Annotated in this window: 17 protein-coding genes; 13 read left to right on the top strand and 4 right to left on the bottom strand. The window is 65.8% G+C overall.

Features of this window, described 5'->3' with window-relative positions; genetic code table 11:
• Positions 1-9: 9 nt before the first annotated feature.
• The 4 genes from QTH97_RS31030 to QTH97_RS31015 all read left to right on the top strand — a co-directional run bounded on the left by QTH97_RS31030 (position 10) and on the right by QTH97_RS31015 (position 5,036).
• Positions 10-945 carry an electron transfer flavoprotein subunit alpha/FixB family protein gene (locus QTH97_RS31030; RefSeq protein WP_286572437.1) on the top strand — a complete coding sequence of 312 codons (936 nt, stop codon included), beginning with the start codon at positions 10-12 and terminating at the stop codon, positions 943-945.
• A 99-nt stretch (positions 946-1,044) separates the two neighbouring features.
• Positions 1,045-2,835, top strand: coding sequence for an acyl-CoA dehydrogenase (locus QTH97_RS31025; protein ID WP_286572436.1), 1,791 nt, complete (start codon positions 1,045-1,047; stop codon positions 2,833-2,835).
• Between the two features lie 88 nt (positions 2,836-2,923).
• Positions 2,924-3,886: an NAD(P)H-dependent flavin oxidoreductase gene (locus tag QTH97_RS31020; RefSeq protein WP_286572435.1), complete on the top strand. Its 963-nt coding sequence runs from the start codon at positions 2,924-2,926 to the stop codon at positions 3,884-3,886.
• 10 nt (positions 3,887-3,896) lie between these two features.
• Positions 3,897-5,036 carry an acyltransferase family protein gene (locus tag QTH97_RS31015; protein ID WP_286572434.1) on the top strand — a complete coding sequence of 380 codons (1,140 nt, stop codon included), beginning with the start codon at positions 3,897-3,899 and terminating at the stop codon, positions 5,034-5,036.
• On the opposite strand, the gene QTH97_RS31010 is transcribed toward QTH97_RS31015, so the two are convergent.
• A complete protein-coding gene (locus tag QTH97_RS31010) occupies positions 5,033-6,163 on the bottom strand; it encodes a glycosyltransferase family 4 protein (protein ID WP_286572433.1) in 1,131 nt (376 codons plus the stop codon). The genes QTH97_RS31015 and QTH97_RS31010 overlap by 4 nt on opposite strands.
• Positions 6,164-6,272: 109 nt before the next feature.
• Between QTH97_RS31010 and cydD the strand changes: the two genes are divergently transcribed.
• From cydD to cydX, 5 genes are read left to right on the top strand one after another with little or no spacing between them, the layout of a single operon-like run.
• Positions 6,273-8,000, top strand: a complete 1,728-nt coding sequence (cydD, locus tag QTH97_RS31005; protein ID WP_444813497.1) for a thiol reductant ABC exporter subunit CydD — start codon at positions 6,273-6,275, stop codon at positions 7,998-8,000.
• Positions 7,997-9,688, top strand: a complete 1,692-nt coding sequence (locus tag QTH97_RS31000; protein WP_286572431.1) for an amino acid ABC transporter ATP-binding/permease protein — start codon at positions 7,997-7,999, stop codon at positions 9,686-9,688. The genes cydD and QTH97_RS31000 overlap by 4 nt, the downstream gene beginning before the upstream one ends.
• Before the next feature lie 36 nt (positions 9,689-9,724).
• Entirely contained in the window at positions 9,725-11,335 is a 1,611-nt protein-coding gene (locus QTH97_RS30995; RefSeq protein WP_286572430.1) for a cytochrome ubiquinol oxidase subunit I, read from the top strand.
• 16 nt (positions 11,336-11,351) lie between these two features.
• Positions 11,352-12,506 carry a cytochrome d ubiquinol oxidase subunit II gene (gene cydB / locus QTH97_RS30990; RefSeq protein WP_286572429.1) on the top strand — a complete coding sequence of 385 codons (1,155 nt, stop codon included), beginning with the start codon at positions 11,352-11,354 and terminating at the stop codon, positions 12,504-12,506.
• 34 nt (positions 12,507-12,540) lie between these two features.
• The gene (gene cydX / locus QTH97_RS30985) at positions 12,541-12,663 is read left to right on the top strand and encodes a cytochrome bd-I oxidase subunit CydX (RefSeq protein WP_286572428.1); all 123 of its coding nucleotides are present in this window, start codon (positions 12,541-12,543) and stop codon (positions 12,661-12,663) included.
• A gap of 2 nt (positions 12,664-12,665) precedes the next feature.
• Here the strand turns inward: cydX and QTH97_RS30980 are convergent, their stop codons facing one another.
• Both QTH97_RS30980 and QTH97_RS30975 read right to left on the bottom strand, forming a co-directional pair.
• Entirely contained in the window at positions 12,666-13,238 is a 573-nt protein-coding gene (locus QTH97_RS30980; RefSeq protein ID WP_286572427.1) for a GbsR/MarR family transcriptional regulator, read from the bottom strand.
• 86 nt (positions 13,239-13,324) lie between these two features.
• A complete protein-coding gene (locus QTH97_RS30975; RefSeq protein ID WP_286572426.1) occupies positions 13,325-13,747 on the bottom strand; it encodes a cupin domain-containing protein in 423 nt (140 codons plus the stop codon).
• A gap of 109 nt (positions 13,748-13,856) precedes the next feature.
• Here QTH97_RS30975 and QTH97_RS30970 point away from each other — a divergent pair, with 109 nt between their 5' ends.
• The 4 genes from QTH97_RS30970 to QTH97_RS30955 are packed head-to-tail and all read left to right on the top strand — an operon-like array spanning position 13,857 to position 17,006.
• On the top strand, positions 13,857-14,306 hold the full coding sequence (locus QTH97_RS30970; protein ID WP_286572425.1) for an ArsR/SmtB family transcription factor: 450 nt from the start codon (positions 13,857-13,859) through the stop codon (positions 14,304-14,306).
• On the top strand, positions 14,195-14,662 hold the full coding sequence (locus QTH97_RS30965; RefSeq protein WP_286572424.1) for an SRPBCC family protein: 468 nt from the start codon (positions 14,195-14,197) through the stop codon (positions 14,660-14,662). Before QTH97_RS30970 ends, QTH97_RS30965 begins: the two co-directional genes overlap by 112 nt.
• Positions 14,663-14,715: 53 nt before the next feature.
• Positions 14,716-15,819 (top strand): chorismate synthase, encoded by a 1,104-nt coding sequence (gene aroC / locus QTH97_RS30960; protein ID WP_286572423.1) that lies wholly within the window; start codon positions 14,716-14,718, stop codon positions 15,817-15,819.
• On the top strand, positions 15,819-17,006 hold the full coding sequence (locus tag QTH97_RS30955; RefSeq protein WP_444813496.1) for an MFS transporter: 1,188 nt from the start codon (positions 15,819-15,821) through the stop codon (positions 17,004-17,006). Before aroC ends, QTH97_RS30955 begins: the two co-directional genes overlap by 1 nt.
• A gap of 51 nt (positions 17,007-17,057) precedes the next feature.
• Here QTH97_RS30955 and QTH97_RS30950 read toward each other — a convergent pair.
• A partial coding sequence (locus QTH97_RS30950; protein WP_286572422.1) for a PfkB family carbohydrate kinase occupies positions 17,058-17,733 on the bottom strand: 676 nt, incomplete at its 5' end.

Raw genomic sequence — 17,733 nt, 5'->3', positions numbered from 1 at the left:
AAGAACGACATGACCGTACTTGTTATTGCCGAACACGACCACGCCACGCTCAAGCCGGCGACCCTGAACACCGTGACCGCAGGGATTGCCTGTGCCAGCGGCGATGTCCACGTGCTGGTGGCCGGTGCCAACGCCGCCGAAGCCGGCAAGGCCGCTGCCCAGGTGGCCGGCGTTGCCAAGGTGATCGTGGCCGACAGCCCGAGCCTGGCCGAGAACCTCGCGGAGAACGTTGCAGCGCAAGTTCTCGCCATTGCCAAGAACTACAGCCACATCCTGTTCCCGGCCACGGCCAACGGCAAGAACGTGGCGCCACGGGTTGCCGCCAAGCTGGACGTCGCCCAGATCAGCGACATCACCAAGGTGGACAGCCCGGACACCTTCGAGCGCCCGATCTATGCCGGCAACGCCATTGCCATCGTGCAAAGTTCCGACTCCATCAAGGTCGCCACCGTGCGCACGACGGGCTTCGATGCGGCAGCCGCCACCGGCGGCAGCGCAGCCATCGAGACCGTGGACGGCGTGGCCGACAGCGGCAAGTCGAGCTTCGTGGGCCGCGAGGTGACCAAGAGCGAACGCCCCGAGCTGACGGCGGCCAAGATCATCGTCTCGGGCGGCCGGGCGCTGGGCAGCGCGGAGAAGTTCACCGAGGTGATGGCGCCTCTCGCGGACAAGCTCAACGCGGGCCTGGGCGCGAGCCGCGCCGCCGTGGACGCGGGCTACGCCCCGAACGACTGGCAGGTGGGGCAGACGGGCAAGATCGTCGCGCCGCAGCTCTACATCGCAGCGGGCATCTCGGGCGCGATCCAGCACCTGGCCGGCATGAAGGACTCCAAGGTGATCGTGGCGATCAACAAGGACGAAGAGGCCCCGATCTTCAGCGTGGCCGACTACGGCCTCGTGGCTGACCTGTTCACGGCCGTGCCGGAACTGGTCAAGGCACTTTGAGATAGACCCCCACTCGATGTTCGAGCCAAAGGGCATCGTTCGCGATGCCTTTTTTTTCGCATCGGTTCGCATTCGGCCGCAGGGCCATAGGAGACAAACATGAGCTACATCGCTCCACTCAAGGACATGCTGTTCGACATCGAGCACCTCGCGAACATCGCGCAGGTCTCGCAGATGCCGGGCCTCGAAGAAGCCGGCCTCGAAACCGCACAGGCCGTGCTCGAGGAATGCGCACGCTTCAACCAGGATGTGGTCGCACCGCTGAACGTGGCGGGCGATCGGGAACCATCCTCGTTCAAGGACGGCAAGGTCACGACGACCCCTGGCTTCAAGGAAGCTTTTGCGCAGTACGTCGCGGGCGGCTGGCAGGGCTTGCAGCACCCGGCAGATTTCGGTGGACAGGGCCTGCCCAAGACGATCGGCGCGGCGTGTGGCGAGATGCTGAACTCGGCCAACATGAGCTTCGCGTTGTGCCCCCTCCTGACTGACGGCGCGACCGAGGCGTTGCTCACGGCCGGCTCGGACGAACTCAAGGCGACTTACCTCGAGAAGCTCGTGAGCGGCCAGTGGACGGGCACGATGAACCTGACGGAGCCGCAGGCAGGCAGCGACCTCGCGATGGTGCGCAGCCGTGCCGAGCCGCAGCCCGATGGCACCTACAAGGTGTTCGGCACCAAGATCTTCATCACCTACGGCGAGCACGACATGGCCGAGAACATCGTGCATCTCGTGCTGGCGCGCGTGACCGGAGCGCCCGAGGGCGTCAAGGGCATCAGTCTGTTCGTGGTGCCCAAGTTCCTCGTGAACCAGGACGGCTCGCTGGGTGCGCGCAACGACGTGCATTGCGTGAGCATCGAGCACAAGCTGGGCATCAAGGCGTCTCCAACCGCCGTTCTGCAATATGGCGACCACGGCGGTGCGGTAGGCTACCTGGTCGGCCAGGAAAACCGCGGCCTGGAATACATGTTCATCATGATGAACTCGGCCCGCTATGCGGTGGGAATGCAGGGCATCGCCATTGCAGAACGCGCCTACCAGCATGCAGTGGGCTATGCCAAGGATCGCGTGCAGAGTCGCCCGGTCGATGGCTCGCTCAACGCCAGCGCGCCGATCATTCATCACCCCGACGTGAAGCGCATGCTGATGACGATGCGTGCCTACACCGAGGGTTGCCGCGCGATGGCCACCGTGGCGGCTGCTGCCTACGACGCGGCGCACCATCACTCCGATGCCGACACGCGCAAGCAGAACCAGGCCTTCTATGAATACCTGGTGCCGCTGGTCAAGGGCTATAGCACCGAGATGAGCCTGGAAGTGGCCTCGCTTGGCGTGCAGGTGCACGGCGGCATGGGCTTCATCGAGGAGACCGGTGCGGCGCAGTACCTGCGCGACGCCAAGATCCTGACGATCTACGAGGGCACGACCGCGATCCAGGCCAACGATCTCGTGGGCCGCAAGACCGCGCGTGACGGCGGCCAGACCGCGAAGGCGATCGCCGCGCAGATCGAGAAGACCGAAGCCGAACTCGCGAAGCGCGACACGCCCGATGCATTGGCAATGGCAAGACGCCTGAAGGCCGCCCGCGAAGCGTTCGTCGACGTGGTCGAGTTCGTGGCCGGCCAGACCAAGGCATCGCCGAACGCCGTGTTCGCGGGCAGCGTGCCGTACCTGATGCTCGCGGGCAATGTGGTCGTGGGCTGGCAACTCGCGCGCTCCCTGCTGATCGCAGAAGACCTGGCGAAGGCCGGGACTGACGTGGCCTTCATGAAGGCCAAGATCGCCACTGCGCGCTTCTATGCCGAGCACATCCTGAACAAGGCGCCGGGCCTTCGCGACAGCATCGTCGATGGAGCCGACAGCGTCACCGCGCTCGCTCTCGAATCCTTCTGAACGCGTACGCCGCGCCTGTCACTCAGCGGACGGGCGCGGCCTGCGCATGACCCTATAAAGCTTCATCCAACATTTCCTCGGAGACCTCATGTCCAAGTTGCCGCCCGTGCTCGCCAATCTGCCGTTGCCCATCATCGGCTCGCCGTTGTTCATCATCAGCAACCCCAAGCTGGTGATCGCGCAGTGCAAGGCGGGCGTGGTGGGCTCGATGCCGGCGCTCAACGCGCGACCCGCGTCGCAGCTCGAAGACTGGCTCGCGGAAATCACCGAGGAGCTCGCGGCTCACAACAAGGCGAATCCGGACAAGCCGGCAGCCCCGTTCGCCATCAACCAGATCGTGCACAAGAGCAATGACCGGCTCGAGCACGACATGGAAATGGTCGTCAAGTACAAGGTGCCGATCGTGATCACCTCGCTCGGCGCGCGCACCGATGTCAACGACGCGGTCCACAGCTATGGCGGCGTAACGCTGCACGACATCATCAACAACAACTTCGCGAGGAAGGCAATCGAGAAGGGCGCCGACGGCATCATCGCCGTGGCTGCCGGTGCCGGCGGCCACGCGGGCGTGAAAAGCCCCTTCGCGCTGGTGCAGGAAATCCGCCAGTGGTTCGACGGCCCTATCGCGCTCTCGGGCTCCATCGCCACCGGCGGTGCAGTGCTGGCGGCGCAGGCCATGGGCGCCGACTTCGCCTACATCGGAACGGCCTTCATTGCGACCGAAGAAGCGCGAGCGAGCGCTGAGTACAAGCAGGCCATCGTCGAAGGCACGTCCGACGACATCGTCTATTCGAACCTGTTCACCGGCGTGCACGGCAACTATCTGGCGCCGAGCATCGTGGCAGCGGGCATGGACCCGGCCAACCTGCCCGAGGGTGACCTGAAGACCATGAATTTCGGCGGCGGCGAAGGCAGCAAGGCCAAGGCGTGGAAGGACATCTGGGGTTCGGGCCAGGGCATCGGCGCTGTCACCGAGGTGGCGAGCGCTGCCGCTTTCATCGAGAAGCTCAAGCGCGAATACCAGGACGCGCGCCGCAGACTTGCGGTCTGAGCGCCTGACAATGGGCACTCCAGTGCCAACCGCCGTGGGACGCATGCCGCTGCTCGATGCGGTGAAGGGGATCGCTTGCGCGGTGATCGTGGGGCATCACCTCTCGCGCTACGGCCCGATGCCGGAAGGCGCCTCGTCGCTGGCGCCCGCGTTCTTCGGCTGGCTGGCGGAAGATGGACGCCTGGCGGTTCAGGTGTTTCTTGTGCTGGCCGGTTTTCTGGCGGCGGGAAGCCTCGCCCCCGATGGCATCCTGCGCGTCGATCGGCCGGTGGTGCGCGTCTTCCAGCGCTACGGGCGGCTGGTCATGCCGTATCTCGTGGCGCTGATCTTTTGTGTGCTGGTCGCCGCCCTGGTTCGTCCTTGGCTCGACGACGAGGCCGTGCCCGCACCGCCCGGCATGGCGCAACTGCTGGCGCATGGCCTGTTGCTGCAGGACTTGCTCGGCTACGACGCGTTGTCGACCGGCGTCTGGTACGTCGCCATCGATTTCCAACTCTTCGTTCTCGCGCTCGCTGCGATTGCCTTCTCCGAACTGATGCAGCGGCGATGGTCCGTGCGGCCCGACCGATCGCGCTGGGTCGCCGCCGGGCTCGTACTGGCACTGGTCATCGCTTCGCTCGCGATCTTCAATCGCCACGAGGAACTCGACTCCACCGCGCTGTATTTCTTCGGCTCCTACGGGCTGGGCATGCTGGTGTTCTGGATCGGCCGGGCGACGCGGACCAGCACCTGGGGCTTTGCCGTCGTGCTGCTCGCACTGCTCGGCGCAGCGGCGCTGGCGCTCGATTGGCGCAGCCGCATCGCGACGGCACTGGTCACTGCCCTGGGTGTCGCCATCGTCCAGCACTCGAATGGCCTGAAGCCTTCCGCCTGGCCTTCGATGGGCGAGCCGCTGGTGCAACTGGGGCGCATCTCGTATTCGCTGTTTCTCATCCATTTCCCCGTGCTGTTGCTGGTGAGCGCCGCGGTGAGTCATCTGATGCCTGCGACGCCATGGATCGACATGCTTGGCCTGCTGGCGACCTTTGCACTGTCGATCGCGGCGGCCTTGCTCCTGCATCGCTGGGTCGAATCGCGGCCGGCCACCTGGCGTGCGGTGCTGGGCCTGTTCGCAGGCCTGTTGGCCTGCGGACTGGTGGTCTCGAGCTAGCGGGCGCGCAAGGCGTCGGCTTGGCCCTGTCCGGAGACTGCTTTCGCGCAGTGTTCCGCGAAGCGCATGGCCACGGATTCCCAGTCGTAGCGTTTGGCCTTGCGCTGGGCGGCCAACGACATCGCCTCGCAGCGCGCGGGCTCCATGCCGGTGATCTCGCGCACGATGGCGAGATCCTGCGGGCCGTTGTCGAAGTCGAGGAAGAAGCCGGTCTCGGACTTGTCGACGAAGCCTTTGATCGGCTCGATGTCGCGGCAGACCACGATCTTGCCGGCCGCCATCGCCTCGACGATGCCGATGCCGAAGCCTTCGTACTCGGTGCCGGTGATGAACACGGTGCGCTGCTGCAGTTCCTGCATGAGCGCGGCGTCCTCGATGTAGGGATGCATGCGGACCGAGCCGCCCAGTTGGAGAGCGTCGATTCGCGCCTGCAATGATTCGCCGAGCTTGTCGAAGTCGGGCCCGGCGATCAGCAGGTCGATCGCGATGCCGTTGTCCCTCGCCATCGCGACCGTGTCGATGACCGCGTCGATGCGCTTGTTGCGCGACCAGCGGCCCCAGTAGATCCACCGGGTCGGGTCTGGCGCACCGGTGCTGCGGCCATTCTGGAACTTGGCGAAGCTGATGCCGGGTTCGCTCTTCTCGATGTTGTCCGAGAAGGCGCCGAAATACGCCATGTCGGAATCGCTTCCGGGCAGGATCTTGCGGTAGTGGCGCAGCATCCTGCGCATCAGGAAGCGTTCATGCAGTCGCTTGAACGCCTGATGCTGTCCGGTGTGATGAAACCCGCCATGCGGGCTCAGGATCGCGGGAATGTTCCGGCACTGGAGAAGAACATTGCCGGTCAGCATCATCAGTTGCGGATCGTGCACGTGCAGGAGGTCGTAGCCGGAAGCGAGGCGGCCCAGCCCTCGCGCATAGCCGACGAGCCGATTGCCCGTGACCGGCACCCTGAACACCTTGATCCCGTCCATCTCGCTCGCCGAGAAGACCGAATGGTTGGCCGAGACATGGGCCACGTCGACCTGCGTGCCGCCGCGCGACATGCACATCGCGAGTTCACGCACGACAGATTCGATACCCCCGATCTCCGGGAAGTAGGTCGGCGTGATGGAAAGGATCTTCAATTGGCGTTCTCCGTCGATCGACACCTGAGCTTAGCGGTTACGTCATGGGGATATGGCATTTTGTCGAGGGCTTTGCGGCGAAGATCGCCGACGCAGCGTGACATCTCTTATGATTGACGAGTTTTCAGTAAATACTGAAATTACACGAATTCAAAAAGTGAATCCACCCGCATCGACCTCTGGCCTTCGTTCCCTTGGCTCTCCCGGGTTGGCAAGTCTGGTCCAGGGTCTTGCCGCGCTGCTGTGGATCCCGCAAGCGGCATTGCTTGCGTGGGCGGTGCAGCGGCTGGGTGACGGCGAAGGCATCGCTGCGGTGTTGTGGCCTGCGGCAGGCATTCTGCTGCTGGGGTCGATGCGAGCGGCGTGGGAGGCCTGGGGCATGCGTCGCGTGTATGCGTCCGCTCGCTTGCAATTGTCCCGATTGCGCGAGGGCGTGGCTGCTGCGCTGGCAGCGCGTTCGCCGCTCGACAGTGCACGGCCCGCTTCGGGACTCGCCGCCAGCGTGATCGCCGAGCAGGCCGAGGCGGTGGTGCCCTGCCTGGTGCGCTATGGCCCAGCCCGCTGGCGCGCGATGCTGGTCCCGCTGGTGATCGTGGTGGCTGTGGCAAGCCTGTCGTGGGTGGCGGCGCTCGTGCTGTTGATCGCGGCGCCGCTGATCCCGATCTTCATGGCCATCATCGGCTGGCGTGCCAAGGCGGCCAGCGAGGCGCAGATGAACGAAGTCGGAGACATGAACGCCTTCCTGCTCGATCGTCTTCGGGGCTTGGCAACGCTGCGCGCCCTTGGCGCCGTCGATGCCACCGCCCGGCGGCTCGGTGAGGCAGCCCAGAGCCTGCGCGAGCGAACGATGTCGGTCCTTCGCATCGCTTTCCTTTCCTCTGCCGTACTGGAGTTGTTCTCGGCGCTGGGTGTCGCCATGGTGGCGGCGTATGTCGGCTTTCATCTGCTGGGCACTTTCGAATTCGGCACCTGGGGCGCGCGATTGAGCCTGGGGCAGGGCATGTTCATCCTGCTGCTGGCACCTGCATTTTTCGAGCCACTGCGCGAACTGTCGGCGGTGTGGCATGACCGCGCGGCCGGAGAAGCCGCGCTGGATTCGCTCGATCGACTGGCGCGTGACGGCGTGCCGCTGCCCGGCGCGCAGGCAAGTGCATCGCCCCAAGGCCTGTCCGTGGCCGGCGCGCCCTCCGTGCGTGTACATGGACTGCATTTCTCGCATCCCGGTGAGGCCGCTTTGTTCGCGGGCAGCGATTTGCGCGTGGCCCCTGGCGAACATGTCGCGCTGATGGGGCCGAGCGGCTCCGGCAAGACGGCGCTTCTCAGCCTGATCGCCGGCCTTGTGCCGGTGCAGCAGGGGGAGATCGTGATCGGCGGCGTGCCGCTGTCGGAGCGCACGGTCGTGGCGCTGCGCGGTCGCATGGCGTGGATGGGCCAGAAGCCGCACGTGTTTGCGGGTTCGGTGCAGGCCAATGTCGCAATGGGCCGTGCGCACGTCCGTGCGGCGCAGGTCGAAGCCGCGATGCAGTTCGCCGCCCTGGATGACGTTGCCCAGGCGCATCCGAGCAACACTTTGGGGGAGGGCGGCACCGGCCTCTCCGGCGGCGAGGCCGTGCGGCTGGCGCTTGCGCGCCTGGCCGCCAATCCCGGTGCCGATCTGCTGCTGGTCGACGAGCCGACCGCCCACCTCGACACCCAGACCGCGGAGCGTGTGGCCGACGCATTGCTTGAACTCGCGCGCGGCAGGACGTTGATCGTGGCAACTCACGATCCCGTGCTCGCCTCGCGAATGCATCGAGTGGTTCGTTTGCATGCCGTGCCCGAAGAGGAGGCCGCATGAAGCTCTGGCGAGACCTTCGCCCGGTCATCCTTCTGTTCCTGGCGGAGCCAGGCCGGCTCGTGCTCGGCGCGGCGATGGCCGCGCTCACCGTGCTCATGGGCATGGCGCTGCTGGGGCTTTCCGGATGGTTCATCACCGCGACCGCGCTCGCGGGCCTCAACGCCCTGACGGCGATTCGCTTCGACGTGTTCATGCCGTCCGCAGGCATCCGTCTGCTCGCGCTGTGCCGCACCGGGTCGCGATACGGCGAGCGGCTCGTCACGCACGATGCAACGTTTGCCGTGCTGGCCGCCCTGCGAGAGCGTCTCTTTCGCGGTTGGGCGCGCCCCGATGCCGCGCGCCAGTTGTTGGCGCGTCCTGCGCGCCTGCTGTTCCGCCTCACGGCCGACATCGATGCGCTCGAGTCGCTCTACCTGCGCATGCTCGTCCCGGCTGGCGCCGCGCTGGGCGCCGCGATGCTGGCGGGCATCGTCCTCGGCTTCATGCGTCCATGGATGGGCGTCGTGCTGGTGCTCTGGTTGATAGGTGCCGGCTGGGGCATCGCCGTGCTGGTCGCCGCTCATGCGAGGCCGGCGTCGATCCGGCGCGCGCAGGCGCTGGAAGCCTTGCGCGCCCGCGCGGTGGACTTGGTGGCAGGCCAGACGGAACTGGTCATGGCCGGCCGGATCGATGCCCAGCGGCACGCGCTCGCCGCGGCGGATCGTCATCTCGCCCAAGCCGACCTGAGGCTCAATCGTCTGGAGGCCGGCGCTGGCGTGGCCTACGGCATGGCCGGCACCTTGACTTTGACAGTGGTGCTGGTCGCAGTGGGCTGGCTTGTCGGCGAGGGCACCATTGGCGCGCCGGCGGCGGCACTCGCACTGCTGGTTGCGCTGACCGCCGTCGAGCCCTTCGCAGCCTTGCGTCGCGGTGCGCTCGAGGCGGGCCGTGCATGGCTGGCGGCGAGGCGGCTGGCTCCGCGCATGGCGCAACCTCTGTTGGCCGTGCCGACGGCGCCCGGCTTGCCCGGCGAGGGAAGAGCACTCCAACTGACCCGAGCCACCGTTGCGCATCCCGGCAGTCGGACAGCCGCATTGCATGAGGTCTCATTGACCCTGTCCTCCGGAGAGCGCGTGGCGGTCATTGGCCCCAGCGGCGCCGGCAAATCCACCTTGCTCGCAGCGCTGGCCGGCGAGTTGCCGCTGCAGCGCGGCGAAATGCTCGTGCAGCCGCACTGCCTCCTGACGCAACGCACGGAGCTTTTCCAGGACAGCCTCCGCGACAACCTCAAGCTGGGCAACGCTGAAGCGGACGACACCCGCATCTGGCGCGTGCTGCACGCAGCCGGTCTCGCGCATGAAGTGGGAGCGATGGCCTCGGGCCTCGATACCCCGCTCGGCGAGGGCGGACTGGGCCTTTCCGGCGGCCAGTCGCGCCGCTTGGCATTGGCACGGCTGCTGCTGCGAAACGTACCCTTTTGGCTGATGGACGAGCCCACCGAAGCATTGGACACTGCGACTGCGCACGATGTATTGCAGCGTCTCGAGGTCCAAGCCGCCGGTCGCACGCTCCTGATCGCGACCCACCTGCGGCGGGAGGCCGCGCTGGCGGACCGCCTGGTCTGCATGAAGGAAGGCCGCATCGTGGCCGACCTGAAGCGCGGTACGCCGGCCTTCGATGCGGCACTGAGCGCGCTGCGGCCGGACTGAGATACGAGCGATACGCAAGAACACGAAAGGAACCCCATGGACCTCGACATCGTCGCCCTCTCACGCTTGCAGTTCGCCCTCACGGCGCTGTACCACTTCCTGTTTGTCCCGCTGACCATTGGCCTGGCCGTGATCCTCGCGATCATGGAGACGGTCTACGTGATGACCGGCCGCACCATCTGGCGCGACATGACCAAGTTCTGGGGGGTGCTCTTCGGCATCAACTTTGCGATGGGCGTGGCAACCGGCATCGTCATGGAGTTCCAGTTCGGCATGAACTGGAGCTACTACAGCCACTACGTGGGCGACGTTTTCGGCGCACCGCTGGCCATCGAGGGGTTGATGGCCTTCTTCCTCGAAGCGAGCTTCGTCGGGCTCTTCTTCTTCGGCTGGGACAAGATGTCGAAGGTGGCCCACCTGATCGTCACCTGGCTGGTGGCCATCGGCTCCAACTTCTCGGCGCTGTGGATCCTCATTGCCAATGGCTGGATGCAGAACCCCGTGGGTGCGGCCTTCAATCCGCAGACCCTGCGCATGGAGGTGACGGACTTCTTCGCGGTGCTGGTCAATCCGGTAGCGCAGGCGAAGTTCGTGCACACCGTGTCGGCGGGCTATACGGTGGCCGCCATCTTCGTGCTAGGCGTGTCCGCCTGGTACGTGCTGAAGGGCCGCCATCTGCAGCTCGCGAAGCGCTCGATGACGGTAGCGGCTTCGTTCGGCCTGGCAGCCTCCCTCTCGGTGGTGCTGCTGGGCGACGAGAGCGGCTACCTTTCCACCGAACACCAGAAGATGAAGGTCGCCGCACTGGAAGCAATGTGGAAGACCGAACCGGCGCCGGCCGCATTCACTGCCTTCGGCTTCCCCGACCAGCGGACCCGCGAGACGCATTTTGCCGTTCACATCCCGATGCTGCTGGGGCTGATCGGCACGCGCTCGCTGACCACCGAGATCCCCGGCATCGACGACCTGGTGCATCGTGCCGAGCTGAACATCCGAGTCGGCATCTCGGCCTACGACGCCCTCCAGCAGATACGCGAAGCCGGCAGCACGGGCGCGGTGCCGGAATCGGCCCGCAACATCTTCGAGCAGAACGGCCACGCCCTGGGCTATGCGCTGCTTCTCAAGCGCTATGTCGACGATCCGCGCAAGGCGACGCCCGAGCAGATTGCGCAGGCCGCCCAAGACACGGTGCCGGCGGTGGCGGAGTTGTACTGGTCCTTCCGCATCATGGTGGGGCTCGGGATGTTCTTCATCGTGCTCACGGCCACCTTCTTCGTGCTCTCCGCGCGACGCAAGCTCGACGCTTACCCCTGGCTTCTCAGGGTGGCGGTCTTTGCCATTCCGTTGCCGTGGCTTGCCGCCGAGCTGGGCTGGATCGTGGCCGAGGTCGGGCGCCAGCCGTGGGTCATCGAAGGCGTGTTGCCTACGGCCGTGGCCGTGTCGAACCTGGGCGCCACCACCTTGCTCATCACGATCCTCGGCTTCGTGCTGATCTACACGATCCTTTTCGTGATCGAGATGAAGCTCATGCTCAAGGCGATCCGCAAGGGGCCCAAGGAACATCCCGTGCCCGCGCCCTCGGTGTACCGCGCCGAAGCAGACCCCGAGCTGGCCGCACTTCGGATCACGCCCCATTCCGCCGACTGAACCCGGAGCGACGACCATGATCCTGCACACACTGCTTTCCTACGAATTCCTGCGCGTCGTCTGGTGGCTGCTGCTCGGCGTGCTGCTGATCGGCTTTGCCGTGACCGATGGCTTCGACCTCGGCACCGGCATGCTCCTGCCCTTTGCCGGACGCAACGACCTCGAGCGTCGCGTGATCATCAACAGCGTCGGCCCCGTGTGGGAGGGCAACCAGGTCTGGCTGATCCTCGGTGGCGGCGCGATCTTCGCGGCGTGGCCACAGCTCTATGCCGTTTCGTTCTCCGGCTTCTACCTGGCAATGTTTGCGATCCTGGTCGCACTCATATTGCGCCCGGTGGCCTTCAAGTTCCGGGGCAAGCGCGAGGACGCGAGCTGGAAGGCGCGCTGGGACGTGGCCCTGTTCATCGGTGGTTTCGTCCCCTCGCTGATTTTCGGCGTGGCCATGGGCAACGTGCTCAGGGGCGTGCCGTTTCGCTTCGGGACGGACATGCACATCTTCTACGACGGCTCCTTCTTCGGCCTGCTGAATCCGTTTGCCTTGCTGTGCGGGCTGGTGTCCGTGGCCATGCTCGTGATGCACGGCAGCGCCTGGCTTCAATTGAAGACGCAGGGGCTTGTCTCCCAGCGCGCGCGTGCCTACGGAAGCGTTGCTGCAGTGGCTACGGTCGTCCTCTATGCGCTCGCCGGATTCATGTTGTGGTCGTTCGTGGACGGCTATCGCGTCACGAGCTCATTGCCGCCTGACGGTCCTTCGAATCCCATGCTGAAAACCGTCGAAGTGCACGCGAACGCCTGGTTCACCAACTACGCGGCGTATCCCTGGCTCTATGTTGTCCCCGCGCTGGGGCTGGGTGGCGCGCTCGTCGCGCTGCTCGGACTGCGCATGCGCGCCGAGATGCTGACCTTGATGGCCAGCGGGCTGAGCATCGCCGGCATCATCCTCAGCGTCGGTGTCTCGATGTTCCCGTTCATCCTGCCCTCGTCGATCGATCCGCGCGCCAGTCTCACCGTGTTCGACTCGTCGTCGAGCCACCTGACTCTGTTCATCATGCTGGTCGTGACAGCGATCTTCATTCCCATCATCCTGGCCTACACGAGCTGGGTCTACTACGTGCTCCGAGGCAAGGTGGACGCCGACGCGATCAGCGAAGACCGCGGCCACGCCTACTGATCCACTCTTCAAGATTCAACCAAGGATTTCACTCATGTGGTACTTCGCCTGGATCCTGGGACTGCCCCTTGCCGCGACCTTCGCCGTGCTCAATGCGATGTGGTACGAGCTGATGGACGACGAGGCCATTCGTCGAGACAAACTGAACAAGCCGTAGCGCTACGAGGCCGGCTTCTTTTCCTTGGCGCCGGTCAGCCGGTCCTTGAGCCCGAGCACCCGGGTCACGGTGGCGCCCATGCCCATGAGTTGCATGGCGGTCTCAGGGGCGAGGCGCTGCACGTCGTCGAACCACTTCATGAGCCGGTCGATGAGATCGTGCATTTCGCGCATGCGTTGCTGGGCATGGCGTTCCTCGTCGGACGAGGGTTCTTCGAGCAGCGCCATCCGCAGCATCGACAGCGTGGGCTCGATCTCGCGCCGGCGCCGTTCCTCGGCCAGTACGCGGAAAATCTCCCATACGTCGGAAGGTGCCTCGAAATACTCGCGCCGGTCGCCCGGGTGATGGCGCAGGCGCACCAGCCGCCACGCCTGCAGCTCCTTCAGGCCCATGCTCACGTTGGAGCGTGAGAACTCCAGCAACTCGGCAATCTCGTCCGCGTTGAGCGCCCGCTCCGAGATGAAGATCAGCGCATAGATCTGGCCCACGGTGCGGTTGATGCCCCACTTGCTGCCCATTTCTCCGAAATGGGCGACGAACTGGCGGTTGAGGGGAGGAAGCGACTGGGTAGGCATCACCGGATTTTCGGCCCGAATTGCCTGAAGCTTCAAGAAAGACTGAAGAGTGAGTCACCTCTCGCTGGAATTCGCGACCGAGTTGCCTACTTCCAAGGCGTGGGGGATGGCACCTCGCAGGCGGGCTCGACGTCGACGCTCTTGAAGTCCGCCGGCGACACGATCTCCAGGTACTCCATGTCGGGCGAGTAGTCGAAAAGGAAGTGCCGGATACCGGGACGCTGATGCACCACGTCGCCGGCTTCGACCAGTGTTTCCTTGTCTTCGTACATGAAGCGGGCCCAGCCCTTCACCATGATGACGATCTGAAAGTCTGCCTCGTGCCGGTGCCAGCCGGTGCCCGTTTCCGGTGCCATGTTGGCCTTGACGAGGTGCGCGATCACCTTGCCGTTCGTGGCCTCGGCGATGCCAAGGTCGCGGTAGAGGAAGAAGTCTCGCAACCCGCCCGAGACGTACTCGGTGTCGCCTTGCTTGACGTGGGAAAACTTCGTATCGGTTCGGTCCAGCATATGCACGCTCCTCGGTAGAGTTCGAAGGTGGGATGCTGCGCCGCAGCACGCATAAACCGTTCCCGGAATCGCCTTGACATTGGCTTGCCGCGCTTCGAAACTCAACCGTATGGTTCACTCTGACGACGGCACGCTCGATGCCATCTTCGCCGCGCTCTCGGATTCGACGCGCCGATCGGTGCTCGAGCGACTCGGGGAGGGGGGCGGGCTGACCGTGACCGAACTCGCACAGCCGCACGGCATGTCGCTCACCGGCTTCATGAAGCACTTGCGTGTGCTCGAGAACGCCGGCCTGGTGTCCCGCACGAAGGAGGGCCGCATCGTGCGATGCGAGTTGTCCCCCCAGCCGATGCAGGAGGCTGCCGTGTGGTTGTCGCGCTATGAAAGGTTCTGGGCCGGCCGCCTCGACGCGCTGGCCCGCTTCCTGTACCACCAAGAGGAGACCGCATGGCGAGCCCAGCCACCCGCGACGAAGAGCGCCCCTCGCTCACCCTCCGACGCCGCTTCGACGCTACCCCCGATAAAGTCTGGCGGGCGTGGACCGAGCCGCAAGCTTTGAAGCAGTGGTTCGGGCCCGAGGAGATCGTCTCGGTGCCGGTGGCCGAGGTCGATTTGCGCATTGGCGGCGGTTTTCGTGTCGTGATGGTCGCCGCCGACGGCGAGCGGCACGAGGTCAGCGGCCTCTACCGCGAGATCGTGCCCGACCGCAAGCTCGTGTTCAGTTGGTCGTGGGTTACCACGCCCGAGCGCGTGTCGAGGGTCACGGTATTGATCGAGCCCGCCGGCCGCGGCAGCGAACTGACGCTGAAGCACGAGGATTTCTTCGACGAGGCCGCTCGCGACGGGCACAACCACGGCTGGACCGGCTCGATGGTGAAGCTGCAAGGAATTCTCGGCGGCGCGAACGCCAACTGACGATCGCGCCGATCGCGCCAGGGGGAAGCGACTTTGTTGGGATAATCCCCCGCATGAGCGGCAACACCTTCGGCACCCTTTTCGCGGTCACCAACTTCGGCGAATCCCATGGCCCCGCGATCGGATGCGTCATCGACGGCTGCCCGCCCGGCATGGCGCTCAGCGAGGCTGACATCCAGGGCGACCTCGACCGCCGCCGCCCCGGTACCAGCCGCCACGTCACGCAGCGCAACGAACCCGATGCGGTGCAGATCCTCAGCGGCGTCTACGAAGGCAAGACCACCGGCACGCCGATCGCGTTGCTGATCCAGAACACCGACCAGCGCAGCAAGGACTATGGCCAGATCGCGCAGCAGTTTCGCCCCGGGCACGCCGACTTCACGTACTTCAAGAAGTACGGCATTCGCGATCCGCGCGGCGGTGGTCGGTCTTCGGCACGCCTGACGGCGCCGATGGTGGCTGCCGGCGCGGTCGCCAAGAAGTGGCTGTTCGAGAAGTACGGCACCGTCTTCCGCGGCTGCATGGCGCAGATCGGCGACATCGTGATCCCCTTCGAAAGCTGGGACCACGTGCCCAACAACCCCTTCTTCGCGCCCGTGGCCGACGTCGCCGAGCTCGAGGCCTACATGGACGCGCTGCGCAAGGCGGGCGATTCCTGTGGGGCACGCATCCGCGTGACCGCGTCCAAGGTGCCCGTCGGCCTTGGTGAGCCGCTCTTCGACAAGATGGATTCCGACATCGCCTGGGCCATGATGGGCATCAATGCCGTGAAGGGCGTCGAGATCGGCGCCGGCTTCGCGAGCGTCACGCAGCGCGGCACCACGCATGGCGACTCGATCACGCCCGAGGGCTTCGTGAGCAACAACGCGGGCGGCGTGCTCGGTGGCATCAGCACGGGGCAGGATCTCGAAGTGAGCATCGCGATCAAGCCGACCAGCTCGATCATCAGCCCGCGTCAGTCCATCGACGTCAACAACCAGCCGGTCGAAGTCGTGACCAAGGGCCGCCATGACCCCTGCGTCGGCATCCGTGCGACGCCAATCGCCGAGGCAATGCTGGCGCTGGTCGTGATGGAGCACGCGCTGCGCAATCGCGCGCAATGCGGTGACGTGAACGTGCCGCAAGATCCGTCGTCGCCCCAGGCGTCCTTCCTCTAGTGTCCGCCCCGCAAGTGGCAGGTGGCCGCGGCCACCTGCTGGCCTTTGCGGCGCTGTCGGCGAGCTACTTCGCCCATATCGGCTTCTTCAACCCATACCTTCCGCTGTGGCTGAAGGAACTGGGTTTGCCGATCTTCGTCATCAGCCTGCTGACGTCGGTGCAGTCGATCACGCGCGTCTTCGCGCCCTACGCGTGGGGCGCGCTGAGCGACCACACGGGCCAGCGCGTGAAGCTGCTGCGCTTCAGCGCGGCCGTGGCCCTCGTGTCGTCTTTCGGGCTGTGGTGGAACGGCGGCGCCTGGTGGCTCGGGCTGGTGCTGCTCGTGATGTTTACGCACACGAGCTCGATGATGTCGCTGACCGAAGCGGCGATGGCGCATCTGGTCGCCGGAGACTGGGGTCGCTATGGGCGCATCCGGCTGTGGGGCTCGGCCGGCTTTCTCGTCACCGTGTTCTTCGCCGGCGAATGGTTCGAGCGTTTCGGCATGCGGCACTTTCCGGCATGGGCCGGCGGCACGCTCGCCGTCGTGCTGATCGCGACACTGCGCTTGCCCGACGTGCGCGAGCCGGTGGCAGCCCACGCGCAGGCCCGGGAGCCGATCGGCCCGGTGCTGCGCGTGCCGGCGGTGCGCTGGTTCTTCGTCTCGCTGTTCTTTCATGTGATGGCGCATTTCGCGGTCTACGGATTCCTGTCGCTGTACCTCGATTCGCTCGGCTACGGCAAAGGCACGATCGGCTTGTTGTGGGCGCTGTCGGTGGTGGCCGAGATCGCGTGGTTCTTCCTCCAGGGGCGGTTGCTGGGGTTGATGGCGATGTCGCGATGGCTTCTGTTATGCGGCATTGCCGCGGTGTTGCGCATGGGCATCACGGCCGGGTGCGGGCAGTGGCTCTGGGCGCTCGTGGTGGCGCAGGCGCTGCACGCGCTGTCGTTCGCGGCGCACCACACGACCTGCATCGCGATGGTCTCGCGCCACTTCCCGGGTCGGCTGCGCGGGCGCGGGCAGGCGCTGTTCACGGTGATCGGCTATGGCTTCGGCGGCGTGCTCGGTGTGCTGGCGGGTGGGGCGATCGCCCAGCGATTCGGCTATGTGGCGATGTTCGGGGTGGCGACGGTGCTCGCTGCGGTCGGCAGTCTCTGTGCATGGCGAGCGCAGAGGGTGGAATCGCCCGAGTCGAGTTCGGCTTGATCGGGCGCAAGTCCTGGCGCTGCCTGATCCGCTGCCAGTCGTCCCGATCGATCACCCGAGTTCGGCCCGCCGAGGCATATCCGCACCCCGCCGCGAACACGTGATGGCCGCCGCTCGCGCTGCAAATCGGAGCAGGGCGCCCAGCGATGCGCTGTCCAGTGCCGACAACGCATCCGGCGTGAGCGCGTCGTGCTCGTCCAGCCAGGTCAGCAGCGCCGCCTGGAAGGTGTCGCCCGCGCCGACCGTGTCGACCACCTTGGTCTCGGGCGATGGCACATTTGCCTGCGCAGTCCGGGTCCACGCGCTCGCGCCGTGGCGCCCGCGCGTCACCGCCACCAGCGCGGCGCCTTGCGCGAGCCAGCGGGCAGCGACCTGCTCCGGCGTTTCCGACGGGTAGAGCAAGCCCAGGTCTTCGTCGCTCACCTTCACCAGGTGCGCGATCGACACCATCTGCTCGACCACCACGCGCCAGTGCGCCAGGTCAGGCTCGACGTTGAGGCGCACGTTGGGGTCGTAGGCGATCAGCCGCCGTTCGCGCTCGCGTGCGGCCAGGGCGCGCAGGGCACTCCCCACGGGCTCGACCGCCAGCGCATAGGACCCGAACTGCAGCACCCGAGTGGCCGGCGGCAAGGCGGGCAGCGTGTCGTGCGTGATCTGACGATCGGCCGCGCCGTTGCCGTGGAAGGCATAGCGCGGCACGCCGCTGGCATCCACGCTCACCACGCTC

It is taken from the genome of Variovorax gracilis (genome assembly GCF_030317115.1).
Classification (GTDB): domain Bacteria; phylum Pseudomonadota; class Gammaproteobacteria; order Burkholderiales; family Burkholderiaceae_C; genus Variovorax; species Variovorax gracilis.
The sequence above is the reverse complement of the archived record's forward strand: the minus strand, read 5'-3'. Positions and strand labels throughout refer to the sequence as shown.